The following is a 12353-nucleotide window of genomic DNA, read 5'->3' on the forward strand; positions in this document are numbered from 1 at the left end:
AATATCTTCAGCCTGTCGACGCCGGCGAAGCCGGCATCGCGCAGCACGGCGAAGGATGTCGGCCCCTGCAAGGCGAGGCCAGCGACCGCCTCTGTCTCTTCTTCGATCGTCACATCGAAACCGATCGCGCTGTCAAGAAGCCATGGCAGATGCCGCTCCTGCGAACACAGCCGGAAGCGCGTCGGCGACAGCCGGAACAGCGTGCCGTCGTCGAGAACGAAACCCTCGTCGTCGCACCACGCCGTATAGTGGACGCGGCCCGGCCTGAGCTTGGTGACATCGCGCAAGGTGACGCGGTTGAGGAAGGCTTCGGCGTCCGGCCCCTCGATCCGGTATTTGGTCATCGGCGAAATGTCGAACAGCGCCGCCTGGCTGCGGATGGCGAAATATTCGAGCTCCTCGTCCCACAGCGAATGCGGTGCGCGGTAGCCGGCCCAATTGTACCAGTCCTGGGTCTTGGCCAGCGCATCGATGCGCGGCTGGAACGGCGTGCCGAGACGCAGCGTGCGGAAATGGTTTTGGGCGGCAATGCGGGCAGGGTTTTTGATCTGGCTGGTCATGACGGCGTTCCTGCGCCGTAGAACGCAACGTTGGCGAGTTGAGACATCATGTCACCCCTTCATCGCGATGATGCGCCGCGCGGCGTTGAGGCCGGGAGCGCCGGAGACGCCGCCGCCAGGATGCGAGCCGGCGCCGGCCAGGAACAGACCTTCGAGCGGCGTGTCGTAGCCCGACCAGCCGGACACCGGCCGCGAGATCAGCATCTGGTCGGCCTGCAATTCGCCATGATGCCAATGGCCGCCCGGCATGCGATAGCGCGTCTCGATGTCGGCAGGCGTCAGAAGCTCGGCGTGGACCACGCTCTTGCCGATGCCAGGCGCATGGGCTTCGAGCTGCGCCATGATCGCCTTGAGGAATTTCGGCTTGCCGGCAGCCCAACCGTCCTTCAACGCGTAGGGTGCGTATTGCACGACCGCCGACAGCACGCAGGCGCTGCTGGGCGCGAGCGACGGGTCGGCAAGGCTGGGCAGCGTGATCTCCATCACCGGCTCGGGCGAGAACTCGCCATATTTGGATGGGTTGAAAGCGCGCTCGACATGATCGGGCGAGGGTGCGATGACCAGCCGGCCCTTGTGAGCGGCGGCATCGACGCTGGTGAACTGCGGCAGCCGGTCGAGCGCCAGATTGAGCTTGGCCACATCGCCCTTCATGCGGATGTTTTTCACCCTGCGCACGAAGCCGGTGTCGATCTCGCGCGGTCCGACAAGGCCGAGGAAGGTGGTCGCCGGATTGATCGCCGAGACGATCGTCCCGGCGCGCAGCACCTCGCCATTGTCGAGCGTGACACCGACGGCGCGGCCGTTCTCGACGATGATCCTGGCCACTGGCGTCGAGGTGCGGATGATGACGCCGGCTTTTTCCGCCGCGGCGCGGATGGCAGCGACAATCGCACCCATGCCGCCTTGCGGCAGTATCTGCGCGCCGGGCGCACTGCCGGTCTCGCCGGCCAATCGGTAGTAGAGACCGAGCAATGAGGTCGGCGAGCGTGGGCCGAGATGGCTGCCAAGCGTCGCGTCGAAGGCGAGCAGGCCTTTCAGCCTGATATCGGCAAGCTGTTCGTCGAGCAGGTCGGCGACGTTCATCAGGAGCACGCGCAGGAAGTCGCGCATGTCTTCCTTGCCGAGCTTCTTCAGCGCCAGGGCGGTCTGGCCGAGGGAGGCGGTCTCGAGCAGCGACATGCCGGCGAGATCGGGCGGGCGGCGGGAGAGGAACGGCTTCAATATGCCGGCATAGCGCAGCAGCTGCGCACGCAACGCGTTCCAGGCCGACTGCTCGGAGGAACTGGCGCCGGTCAGCACCTCGCCATAGGCGCCATGCAGGACAAGCGCGGGACCATCCCTCGACAGCGCAACCGACGGCATGAAGTCGGCACGCGTGACCTTTAGCCCGTGCTTTCCCAACTCCAGCGTCTTCACCACATCGGGATGCAGCCGGTTCAGCAGATGGGCGACGGAGGAGACACGAAAGCCCGGCGCGAATTCCTCGGTGCGCGCGGCGCCGCCGACTTCACTTCCGGCTTCCAGCACCAGCACCTGGCGGCCGGCCTTCGCCAGCGTGGCCGCGGCGACAAGGCCGTTGTGGCCGCCGCCGATGACGATTGCATCAGATGACGTCATGGGCAGGGCTCATATGCTGACACGATTTGGCGAGGTCGCGCAGGATTTCCGCCGCGGCATTGCGGCCGGGCGCACCCATGACGCCGCCGCCGGGATGGGTCGAGGAGCCGCACATATAGAGGCCGCCAACTGGCGAGCGGTACTGCGCGTAACCCGGCACCGGCCGGTTGAACAAAAGCTGGTCGAAGGTCAGTTCGCCCTGGAAGATGTTGCCCTCGGTGAGGCCGACCTCGGCCTCGATCTCGCGCGGCGTGCGAACCTCCATGTGAACGATACGATCGCGGAAGCCCGGCGAGTATTCGGCGATCTGCGAAATCACGCTTTCGGCGAAGCCGTCGCGGTCGGCATCGGTCCATTCGCGACCGCCAATCTTGGGCGGTGCATACTGCACGAAGCAGCTCATGAAGTGCTTGCCGGGCGGCGCCATCGTCGGGTCGAGCGTCGTGGGAATGACCATGTCGAGGAACGGGTCGGCCGACCAGCGTCCGGCCTTCCAGTCGTCATAGGCGCGCTCCATGCGCTCGATCGAATCGGTGAAATGCATGTCGCCGCGATAGACCGGCGAATCCTTCGGCAGCGCCGGGAATTCCGGCAGCGAATCGAGCGCGATGTTGACCTTGCCGGACGAGCCGCGCATCTTGAAGTTCCTGACCCGGCGAAGGAAGATGTCCGGCAGTTCCTTTTCCTCGACCAGCTTCAGGAAGGTGCGCTTGACGTCGGCATTGGAGACGACGAGCTTGCCGTGGATCTCCTCGCCGCCGGCCAGCACCACGCCCTTGGCCTTGCCCTTACCGATCAGCACATGGTCGACCTCGGCGCCGGTGCGGATTGTGCCGCCCGACGCCTTGAACGACGCGGCCAGCGCTTTGGTGACGGCGCCCATGCCGCCGCGCGCGTAACCCCAGGCGCCGACCGAGCCGTCGACCTCGCCCATATAGTGGTGCAGCAGCACGTATGCCGTGCCGGGCGACATCGGCCCGAGCGCGGTGCCGATGATGCCGGACAGCGCGAAGTTTGCCTTGATCACGTCGGTCTCGAAATACTCGTCGAGGAACTCCGCGATCGACATCGTCCAGAAGCGCAGCGTCAGCGCCATTTCCTGCGCCGACAGGCTGGCGAATTTCTTGCCGAGATAGAGAAGTTCGCCGAGGTCGCGCGGCCGCAAACCGGTCGGATCGGGTGCGGTGCGCATCAGCAGAGGCTGGATGAAGCGGCACTGCCGCGTCACATCACGGGCGTAACGGTCATAGGCTTCGGCATCACGCTTCGAGAAGCGGGCGAATTCGCGGCGGTGGGCATCGTGATCGCGGTAGTTGGCGAGATAGTCGCCGTCGCGCGTGAACACCGCGCCGCCCTCGTAGGAGATGACCTGCAGGCCGAAGCGCGGCAGTTCGAGGTCGCGCATGATCTCCGGGCGAAACAGCGAGCAGACATAGGAGCAGTTGGAATAGAGGAAGCCCGGCGTCAATTCCCGGCTGGTGGCGGCACCGCCGACCCAGTCGTTCTTCTCGACGACCAGCACGTCGAGGCCGGCGCGCTGCAGATAGCAGGCGTTGACCAGGCCGTTGTGTCCGCCGCCGATGATGATCGCATCCCAAGCTTTCATTTTGGCCCAGTCTCTTGTTTCTACGCAATTCCTAAGGGAAAGCGCTACGCGCTTTTCCCGGGAAAACCGCTCACACTTTTCCTGGAATTGCTCTGTGCGACCCGCTCTTCATTTTTGCGTGATCTGTTCCCGAATGCGAGGAATTTGGCACGGCAGCCGCCACACTGTCCAGCCATACTGAATGAATGCTCAACAAACGGTGTTGCGTTTTGCCTTGTATGCGCTACGCTTTGCCGGCGTTCGAAATGAGCATTCGTCGATTGGGGACCGAGGGCTGATGATCGAAACGGCAGCTGCCGGGCCAGAGTATGACGACACCGCCATCCGCTTCCTCGAGGCGCTGTGGGGCGATGGCTACCTGTCGCCGGGCGGACCGGACGAGGTCGACCGGGTGGTTGAAGGGCTTTCGCTGAGGGGCAAGAGGATCCTCGACATCGGCTGCGGCTCGGGCGGCATCACGCTGGATCTTGTCGAGCGCCATGGCGCCGCCCACGCCACCGGCTTCGATGTCGAACAGCCGGTAATCGAGGCGGCGAGGAAGCGCGCCGCCGCGCGTGGGCTCACCGAGCGTGCCAGCTTCATTCAGGCGCCGCCCGGGCCGCTGCCTTTCGCCGATCGCTGCTTCGACGTCGTCTTCTCCAAGGATGCGCTGCTGCACGTGCCTGACAAGGACGCGCTGTTCGCCGAGATCTTCCGGGTGCTGAAGCCGGGCGGCGTCTTCGCCGCCTCCAACTGGATGATCTCGCATGATGGTGACCCGTCGCCCGAGATGAAGGCCTATGTCGCCGCCGAAGGCCTGTCCTTCGCCATGGCGTCACCGTCGCGCTATGCGCAGGCGATGCGCCAAGCCGGCTTTGCCGATGTCACCGTCAGGGACCGCAACCCCTGGTACCGCGACGTCGCGCGCGGCGAACTGGAGAGGCTGAAAGGACCGCTCTATCCGACGGTCGCCGCCGTCGTCGGCGCCGCCTATGTCGACAAGAACATCCGAACCTGGGAGGCCATGCAGAAGGTGCTTGACAGTGGCGAACACCGTCCCACTCATCTTCGCGGGTGGAAGCCGGATGCAAAGGGATAGCCGGCGATGCTGGAGACCATCACGCGCATGAAGACAGCAGACGCCAGGCAAGCCCTCCTTGAATCGGCGCGGAAGAGTGAATCCGACAAGCGCGGCCGCAAGGCCTCGAAGGAGGTCAGGCAACTTCAGCTCATCGAGGCGACGATCGATTCACTGGCCAAGCGCGGCTATTCGGAGACGACGATGGCCGATGTCGCCGACGGCGCCGGCCTGTCGCGCGGCATCGTCAATTTCCATTTCGAGAGCAAGGAAAAGCTGCTCATCGCCACCTTGCAGCACATGTATGACGAGTACTCGGCGCATTGGCGCAATGCGCTGCACAAGGCAGGCGATGATCCCGCCCGCCAGCTCCACGCGCTGGTCTCCGCCGATTTCGACCGCTCGATCTGCAACAAGCGCAAGCTGGCCGCCTGGTGCGCCTTCTGGGGCGAGGCCAAGTCGCGGCCGACCTATCAGGCGCTGAGCAGCGCCCGCGACGCCGTCTACCAGACCATCTTCATCGAGCTGTGCGCGACGCTGAAGGCAAGTGCCGGCTATGCCTATGAGCCGCAAGTCATGGCGCTGGCGCTTAGCGCCATGCTGGAGGGGTTGTGGCTGCGGCTGATGATGGGGACCGAGGACACCACCCGCGAGACCGCGTTGCAGGCGGCCAATGAATTCCTGTCGGCGGCATTCCCCAAACACTATCCGTGGAAGGCGGCCGGCGTGACGAAACCATAAGAAAACCAGAACACCACAGAGGATGGAACAACGATGAAGAGATTCACTCGACGCCTGACATTGACCCTGGCACTGGCTGGAACATTGGCGGCTTCGGCGGCGGCACTGGCGATCGCCGCCGACAAGGACCTGATCGTGTTCGACTGGTCCGGCTACGAGGACCCGAGCTTCCATCCGAAATATGTCGAAAAGAACGGCGACTCGCCGACCTTCGCCTTCTTCGGCGACGAGGACGAGGCGTTCGAGAAGGTCCGCTCCGGCTTCAAGGCCGATCTTGGCCATCCCTGCTCGCAGAGCGTGGTGAAATGGCGCGAGGCGGGCCTGCTGCAGCCGCTCGACACCTCGAAGATATCAGGCTGGAAAGACCTCAATCCCGGCATCATGGCGATGAAGGATCTTGCCACGACATCGGACGGCAAGGCCTGGTTCATGCCCTGGGACTGGGGCAACACCCAGCTCACCTACAACTCCTCCAAGATCGACGCCAAGGATGTGCAGTCGCTGAAGGCCTTCGCCGATCCCAAGTTCAAGGGCCGGGTGTCGATCGGCGACAATGTCGACGACGCCTATGCGCTTGCCAGTCTGGCCATCGGCCTCAAGGACTGGACCAAGATGACCGACGACCAGTTCAAGCAGGCGTCGGATTTCCTGCGCCAAGTGCACAAGAACGTGCGCTCCTACTGGACCGATACCACCGACGTCGTCCAGCTGCTCAGTGGCGGCGAGGTCGACCTCGCCTGGGCATGGAACGACGCGACGGTGCAATCGGTCGCCGCCGGCGTGCCGATCCAAGCCAAGAAAGATACCGACGAAGGCATCTCGACCTGGGTCTGCGGCTACGTGCTGTTCAAGGACGCGCCCGATAATGTCGACAAGGCCTATGACTATCTGAACGCGGTCAACGATCCCGAGACCGCCAAGGTGCTGGTCAAGGACTGGGGTTATGGCCAGGCCAATGCCAAGGGCATGGCCGGCGTCGATCAGGCGGTGCTGAAGGAAAAGGGCTATGACGACGTGCAGAAATTCGTAGACAAGACGCTGTTCCAGTCGCCGGTGCCGTCAGAGCTCAAGCTCAAGATGATCGCTGAGTTCGAGAAGATCAAAGCCGGCTATTGACCCTGTCTTGACTGTCCGTCCGCCCGTCGACATGACGGCGGACGGGCTCGCCAAAGTGGCCGAATTCTCCTAACGTCGCGGCAACCTTTTTCGCGAGGGGGGAGTTTCGCGCCATGAAGTCAGTGCTACGCCGCCTTGCCCTTGCCGCCGCGTGTCTGATCGGTGCCGGCGCGGTCTATGCCTTGGCCGAAGGTGGTGGCGACCTCGTGGTGTTCGACTGGTCGGGTTATGAGGATCCGCTGCTGCACCCCGCCTACACCGCCAAATATGGCGCCGAGCCGACCTTCGCTTTCTTCGGCGACGAGGACGAAGCCTTCGAGAAGATGCGTGCGGGCTTCAAGGCCGATATCGCCCACCCCTGTTCGCAAAGCGTGGTTAAGTGGCGCGAGGCCGGCATGCTGCAACCGCTCGACACCAGCCGCATCGCCGGCTGGAAGGACCTCAATCCCGGCATCATGGCGATGAAGGATCTCGCCACCACCGCCGACGGCAAGGCCTGGTTCATGCCGTTCGACTGGGGCAACACCTCGCTGCTCTACCGCGCCGACAAGGTGACGGCCGACCAGGCGCAATCGCTCAGGATCTTCGCCGATCCGAAATACAAGGGCCGCGTCACCATCGGTGACAATGTCGACGACGCCTATGCGCTGGCAAGCCTGGTCATCGGCCTGAAGGACTGGACCAGGATGACCGACGCGCAGTTCCAGGAGGCGTCCGCCTTCCTGCGCGACGTGCACAAGAACATCCGCTTCTACTGGACCGATGACACCGACCTCAACCAGGCCTTTATCGGCAATGAGGTCGATCTGGTCTGGGGCTGGAACGAGACCTTCGTGACGCTGAAGGGGCAAGGCATGCCGATCGCCATGAACCGTGACACCAAGGAAGGCATTTCGACCTGGGTGTGCGGCTATGTGCTGATGAAGGATGCACCGGGCAAGCTCGATGAAGCCTATGATTTCCTCAGCGCCGTCAATACGCCTGGCGTTTCGGACTACATCGTCAAGACCTTTGGCTATGGCCATGGCAACGGTGCCGGCATGGCTGATATCGACCACAAGGTGCTGGCCGACCGCGGCTTCGACAATCTCGACACGTTCCTCGACAAGACGCTGTTCCAGCAGCCGGTGGCACCGGAGCTCAAGCAGCGCATGGTGGCCGAGTTCGAGAAGATCAAGGCCGGCTATTGAAGACCGGACCGGAAAGAACCGATGTCGTCATCGTCGGCGCCGGCTTCACCGGCCTGTCGGCAGCGCTTGAGCTGGAGGCAGCCGGCATCGACTTCCTGCTGCTCGAGGCGCGCGACCGCGTCGGCGGGCGCGTCGAGTCCAGACAGAACGGGCTTGGCGAGCGCATCGACAGCGGCGGCCAGTTCCTGTGCCAAGATATGCCGGAGCTGATGGCTCTGGTCGAGGCGCGCGGCAAGACGCTGGTCGCAGCCTATGTCGACGGCGACTTCGTGGCACAGCCAGCAATGTCTGCCCGGGCGGCTGAACGAAACTATCTCGCCTCGATGCTGATCCGCGACCGTATGAATGCGATCGAACCTGATGATCCGGCGATTGCCGGCCTGACTGTCGCAGCCTGGCTCGACAACCAGAATGATCCTGACGACGCCAAGGCGGTGTTCCGCTCGATGATCGAGGGCCTGTGGTGCCAGGCACTGGAAAAGCTGCCGTTGTGGCACCTGATCGACAATGACAGGCGCATCACCAACGAGGTGTCGGAGCTGCAGTATTTCGTGCGCGAAACCATGCATTCGCTGGCCGATGATCTGGCCCGCGGTCTCGGCGACCGGCTGCGGTTGAGCGCAGCGGTGACGGCGATCGAGCACGGGCCGGGAAGAGTTCGTCTGGCATCGGCGGCGGGCACCATCGAGGCACGGACGGTGTTGATCGCCGTGCCGCCGATGATGGCCTCGAGACTGGATTTTGCGCCACCGCTGCCGGCGGCCTTGGCAGGAGCGCTGAGCGTCTGGCAAAGCGGCGCGGTGATCAAGGTGCTGGTGCGCTATCCCAAGGCCTTCTGGCGCGACCGCGGCCTGAGCGGCATGGTGATGTGGCGCGACCTGCCGGGGCTTTTTGCCTGCGATGTCAGCAAGGACGACGATCATGCGGCGCTGGTCGTCTTCATCGGCGGGGCGCTGGCCTTGCGCTGGCGCGAGCTCGGCGATACGGCACTGCGCGCCGAGGTGACGGCAAGGCTGGTGGAAGGACTTGGCCCGCAAGCGGCCGGTATCATCGATCTCAGCTATCGCGACTGGACGGATGACCGCTGGAGCGGCGGCGCCTACAGCGATCTCATCATCGATGCGACGGCAACCGATGCCGAGCGCACGCTTCTCAGCGGCGCGCCTCCGGTGCATTTCGCCAGTTCAGAACTGTCGCCGTCATTTCCGGGCTATGTCGAGGGCGCCATCGTTGCCGGGCGCATCGCGGCGCGCAAGATCCTGGCCGATCTTCAGTCGGCCATCGCCACCAGCGCCTCGGGATCGTAGGCGAGGCGGATCGAGGTGCCGACCGGGATGTCGTCGGCGCCGAAATCGTTGGTCTCGGTCACCGATAGCGGCTTTTCCAGGCCCGGTATCTCGACGATCAGATGGGTGATCTCGCCGAAATAGTGGCGTTCGACCACCTTGCCGGCGACCTCGAACTTGGCCGTCGCATTGTCCCACAACACGCGCAGGCGCTCCGGCCGGATGCCGAGCGTGGCTGCGCCACCGTTGCGCACGAAGGCCTTGGGCTTGTCGGTCTTGACGCGGCCGAAGCCCAGCGTGTCGACAACCAATGAGGCACTACTCTCCTCGACGATCTCAGCCTTGACGAAGTTCATGCCGCCGAGAAAGTCGGCGACCTGGCGGTTGACCGGCCGCTGGTAGATTTCCTTGGGCGAGGCGACCTGCGCGATCTTGCCGCCGAACATCACGGCGATGCGGTCGGACATGGCGAGCGCCTCGTACTGGTCGTGGGTGACCAGAACGAAGGTGATGCCGACCGCTTGTTGCAGGCGGCGCAGTTCGACCTGCATCTGCTCGCGCAGTTTCTTGTCGAGCGCCGATAGCGGTTCGTCGAGCAGCAGCACCTTGGGCCGCATCACCAGCGCCCGGGCAAGCGCGACACGCTGCCGCTGGCCGCCGGAAAGTTCTGTCGCCAGGCGCTTGCCGAGGCCGGTCAGCGACACCTGCGCCAGCGCTTCCTCGACACGGCGTTTCTCCTCGCCGCCCTGCAGCTTCAGCCGGTTCAATCCATAGGCGACGTTCTGCTCGACATTGAGATGCGGGAAGATCGCATAGCTCTGGAAGACCATGTTGGTCGGCCGGCGATTGGCCGGGATGCCTTCCATCGACTGGCCGCCGACCGAGATCGAACCGCTGGTCGGATTGTCGAAGCCGGCGATCATGCGCAACAGCGTGGTCTTGCCGCAGCCGGACGGGCCGAGCAGGGAAAAGAACTCGCCCTCCCTGATGGTCAGCGAAGCGTCGTCCAGCGCCTTGAACGCGCCATAGCTGCGGGTGACGTTGCGGATATCGATCATTGTTCGTTCAGGCTTGGAGCGGTCTTCCGGAAGGCGCTCGACTTTGGGCAGGTCGATCCGCGGCTGCTCAGGCATAGAGGCCTCCTTCGTTCTGGGTGCGTCTAGCGGCGCGGCGACGCAGGAGTTCGGCGACAGTCATCAGCAGGAAGGAGGCAACCAGCAACAGCGTGCCCAGCGCCAGCACGCCGGGCAATTTCGCCGCGAAGCGCAGCTGCCCCCAGATGTAGATCGGCAGCGTCGCCTCCGTCCCGGTGAGGAAGAAGGCGATGATGAACTCGTCCAGCGAAATGGTGAAGCAGACCAGCAGGCTGGAGATGATCGCCGGCGCAACCATCGGCAGCGTCACCCGCCGGAAGGTGCCGAAGGCGCTCTCGCCGAGATCGGCGGAGGCTTCCTCGAGACTGCGGTCGAAGCCTTCGAAGCCGGAGGTCAGCACCGTCATCGAATAGGGGATGCAGACCAGGACATGGCCGAGCACGACGGTGAACAGCGACAGGCTCAAGCCGAGCTGCAGCATCACCAGCAGCATCGAGATGGCGACGATCACCTCGGGCAGCACCAGCGGCGCCATGATCAGGCCGTTTATGGTGCGGCGGCCGGGATAGCGGTAGCGGGTGATCGAACGGGCGGCGAGGATGCCGAGAACCGTGGAGAGGACCGCGGCCGAGACGCCGACAACAAGGCTGTTCCAGGCCGCGTCGAGCAAAGCCGGAGTGCGGGGCAGGTCCTCGTACCAATGCAAGGTGAAGCCGGAGAGCGGAAACTTCGGCGTCGCTGCCGTGTTGATCGAGAAGATCGGCAGGAAGATCACCGGCAGGTAGAGAAACGTGACGTAGAGGAAAGCGTAGGCCGACAGCCAGCCTCTGGACAGGAAGCGCCGCACCGCCGTCATCGCGCCAGCCTCCGCAGAGCGCGGATGATGAGCACCGTGGCGCCCGCCATGAGCGTCACGATCAGCATGGTGGTGACGGACAGGGCCGCGCCCAACGGCCAGTTGGAGGCCTTGCCGAACTGCGCCTGGATGGCATTGGCGATCATGACGCCGTCCTTGCCGCCGACGAGCTTCGGCGTGACGTAGTCGCCGACGGTCGGGATCATGACGATCAGCGCCGCCGAGATGACGCCGGGCGCCGACAGCGGCAGTGTCACGCGCAGGAAGGACCGCAGCGGGCCGTCGCCGAGATCGGTGGCCGCCTCGACCAGCGTGCGGTCGACCTTTTCCAGCGAGACGAAGATCGGCAGGATGGCGAAGGCCGCCCAGGCATGGGTCAGCGTGATGATAACGGCGCTCGAATTGTAGAGCAGCGCGGTCGACGGCTCGTCGATGATGCCGAGACCCATCAGGCCTGAATTCAGGACGCCGTTGTAGCCGAGGATGACCTTCCACGACATCACGCGCAAGAGATAGCTGGTCCAGAACGGGATGGTGATGAGGAACAGCCACAGGCTCTTGTGGCGGCCGCCATGGAACGAGATGAAGTAGGCGATCGGATAGGCCAAAAGGACAGTGAGCAGACTGACGGTCAGCGAGATGTAGAGCGAGCGCCACAACAGATCACGGTAGATCGGCTCGGTCAGCGCGATGCGGTAGTTTTCCAGCGTGAAGGTACGGTCGATGGTCAGGTAATGCTGCGTCCAGAAGGAGTGGGCGATGACCACCAGGATCGGCAGGACGAGAAGGATAAGCGCGTAGATGAAGGTCGGGCTGATCAGGGCTAAACCCTGTACGGGTTCGGATTGCAGAAGGGCATTTCGTCTGGCCCGCGTCATGCGCAACGGGGGCGACCCTTCCGCGGCCACCGTCATTGCAGGGCTCCGGGTGTGATCTCGGTTGCTGGCCTGGACTGTCCCGCCATGCGGCATCCCATTGTGCTGGCGCCGGCTCTTTGTTCCCAATTTTGTTTTGGAGCGCGATCGAACGCAAAACCGGTGACCACTTTTGCTGATCGCGCTCCGAGCTTGCCGGCTTTCTTTCATCATGCGCGCATCCGCAGATTGAAATCAAGCGCTATTTCTGCAATATTGATTGAACGGATATTCAAAATAAAGCGAAGAAAGCCGACATTTCCGGCGTTTGAAGCTGAGTTTCATGCCTGAGAAAATTCGATTGGATGATGTGGAG

The 12353-nt window shown here is 63.7% G+C and carries 11 protein-coding genes and 1 pseudogene; 6 read left to right on the top strand and 6 right to left on the bottom strand.

Annotation, left to right across the window (positions count from 1 at the left end):
• From ACFSQT_RS10365 to ACFSQT_RS10375, 3 genes and pseudogenes are all read right to left on the bottom strand, one after another.
• Positions 1-560, bottom strand: a pseudogene (locus ACFSQT_RS10365) (aminomethyl transferase family protein); the annotation flags it as partial.
• 51 nt (positions 561-611) lie between these two features.
• Positions 612-2177, bottom strand: a complete 1566-nt coding sequence (locus ACFSQT_RS10370; RefSeq protein WP_379018215.1) for a phytoene desaturase family protein — start codon at positions 2175-2177, stop codon at positions 612-614.
• Positions 2164-3783 (bottom strand): phytoene desaturase family protein, encoded by a 1620-nt coding sequence (locus tag ACFSQT_RS10375; protein WP_379018216.1) that lies wholly within the window; start codon positions 3781-3783, stop codon positions 2164-2166. Before ACFSQT_RS10375 ends, ACFSQT_RS10370 begins: the two co-directional genes overlap by 14 nt.
• A 277-nt stretch (positions 3784-4060) precedes the next feature.
• On the opposite strand from ACFSQT_RS10375, the gene ACFSQT_RS10380 reads away from it, so the two are divergent.
• The 5 genes from ACFSQT_RS10380 to ACFSQT_RS10400 all read left to right on the top strand — a co-directional run bounded on the left by ACFSQT_RS10380 (position 4061) and on the right by ACFSQT_RS10400 (position 9194).
• Positions 4061-4861 (top strand): class I SAM-dependent methyltransferase, encoded by an 801-nt coding sequence (locus ACFSQT_RS10380; RefSeq protein ID WP_379018217.1) that lies wholly within the window; start codon positions 4061-4063, stop codon positions 4859-4861.
• Positions 4862-4867: 6 nt separating this feature from the next.
• A complete protein-coding gene (gene betI, locus ACFSQT_RS10385; protein WP_379018218.1) occupies positions 4868-5581 on the top strand; it encodes a transcriptional regulator BetI in 714 nt (237 codons plus the stop codon).
• 33 nt (positions 5582-5614) lie between these two features.
• Positions 5615-6697, top strand: coding sequence for an ABC transporter substrate-binding protein (locus ACFSQT_RS10390; RefSeq protein ID WP_379018219.1), 1083 nt, complete (start codon positions 5615-5617; stop codon positions 6695-6697).
• A gap of 113 nt (positions 6698-6810) precedes the next feature.
• Positions 6811-7887, top strand: a complete 1077-nt coding sequence (locus tag ACFSQT_RS10395; RefSeq protein ID WP_379018220.1) for an extracellular solute-binding protein — start codon at positions 6811-6813, stop codon at positions 7885-7887.
• Complete coding sequence (locus ACFSQT_RS10400) at positions 7884-9194, top strand: flavin monoamine oxidase family protein (RefSeq protein WP_379018221.1); 1311 nt, start codon at positions 7884-7886, stop codon at positions 9192-9194. Before ACFSQT_RS10395 ends, ACFSQT_RS10400 begins: the two co-directional genes overlap by 4 nt.
• Here the strand turns inward: ACFSQT_RS10400 and ACFSQT_RS10405 are convergent.
• The 3 genes from ACFSQT_RS10405 to ACFSQT_RS10415 form a co-directional block, all read right to left on the bottom strand.
• Complete coding sequence (locus ACFSQT_RS10405) at positions 9158-10231, bottom strand: ABC transporter ATP-binding protein (RefSeq protein ID WP_379018484.1); 1074 nt, start codon at positions 10229-10231, stop codon at positions 9158-9160. The two genes, ACFSQT_RS10400 and ACFSQT_RS10405, sit on opposite strands and share 37 nt — an antisense overlap.
• Before the next feature lie 67 nt (positions 10232-10298).
• On the bottom strand, positions 10299-11123 hold the full coding sequence (locus ACFSQT_RS10410; RefSeq protein ID WP_379018222.1) for an ABC transporter permease: 825 nt from the start codon (positions 11121-11123) through the stop codon (positions 10299-10301).
• On the bottom strand, positions 11120-12037 hold the full coding sequence (locus tag ACFSQT_RS10415; protein ID WP_379018223.1) for an ABC transporter permease: 918 nt from the start codon (positions 12035-12037) through the stop codon (positions 11120-11122). The genes ACFSQT_RS10410 and ACFSQT_RS10415 overlap by 4 nt, the downstream gene beginning before the upstream one ends.
• A gap of 48 nt (positions 12038-12085) precedes the next feature.
• Here ACFSQT_RS10415 and ACFSQT_RS10420 point away from each other — a divergent pair, with 48 nt between their 5' ends.
• Positions 12086-12328, top strand: coding sequence for a hypothetical protein (locus ACFSQT_RS10420; protein ID WP_379018224.1), 243 nt, complete (start codon positions 12086-12088; stop codon positions 12326-12328).
• Positions 12329-12353 lie beyond the last annotated feature (25 nt).

The organism is Mesorhizobium calcicola (genome assembly GCF_042682105.1).
GTDB classification, from domain to species: domain Bacteria; phylum Pseudomonadota; class Alphaproteobacteria; order Rhizobiales; family Rhizobiaceae; genus Mesorhizobium; species Mesorhizobium calcicola.

Excerpts from the sequence above, each read along its gene's own strand:
- ACFSQT_RS10370 (WP_379018215.1), bottom strand. The coding sequence starts at position 2,177 with ATGACGTCATCTGATGCAATCGTCATCGGCGGCGGCCACAACGGCCTT.
- ACFSQT_RS10375 (WP_379018216.1), bottom strand. The coding sequence starts at position 3,783 with ATGAAAGCTTGGGATGCGATCATCATCGGCGGCGGACACAACGGCCTG.
- ACFSQT_RS10380 (WP_379018217.1), top strand. The coding sequence starts at position 4,061 with ATGATCGAAACGGCAGCTGCCGGGCCAGAGTATGACGACACCGCCATC.
- betI (WP_379018218.1), top strand. The coding sequence starts at position 4,868 with ATGCTGGAGACCATCACGCGCATGAAGACAGCAGACGCCAGGCAAGCC.
- ACFSQT_RS10390 (WP_379018219.1), top strand. The coding sequence starts at position 5,615 with ATGAAGAGATTCACTCGACGCCTGACATTGACCCTGGCACTGGCTGGA.
- ACFSQT_RS10395 (WP_379018220.1), top strand. The coding sequence starts at position 6,811 with ATGAAGTCAGTGCTACGCCGCCTTGCCCTTGCCGCCGCGTGTCTGATC.
- ACFSQT_RS10405 (WP_379018484.1), bottom strand. The coding sequence starts at position 10,231 with ATGATCGATATCCGCAACGTCACCCGCAGCTATGGCGCGTTCAAGGCG.
- ACFSQT_RS10410 (WP_379018222.1), bottom strand. The coding sequence starts at position 11,123 with ATGACGGCGGTGCGGCGCTTCCTGTCCAGAGGCTGGCTGTCGGCCTAC.
- ACFSQT_RS10415 (WP_379018223.1), bottom strand. The coding sequence starts at position 12,037 with ATGACGGTGGCCGCGGAAGGGTCGCCCCCGTTGCGCATGACGCGGGCC.
- ACFSQT_RS10420 (WP_379018224.1), top strand. The coding sequence starts at position 12,086 with ATGCGGCATCCCATTGTGCTGGCGCCGGCTCTTTGTTCCCAATTTTGT.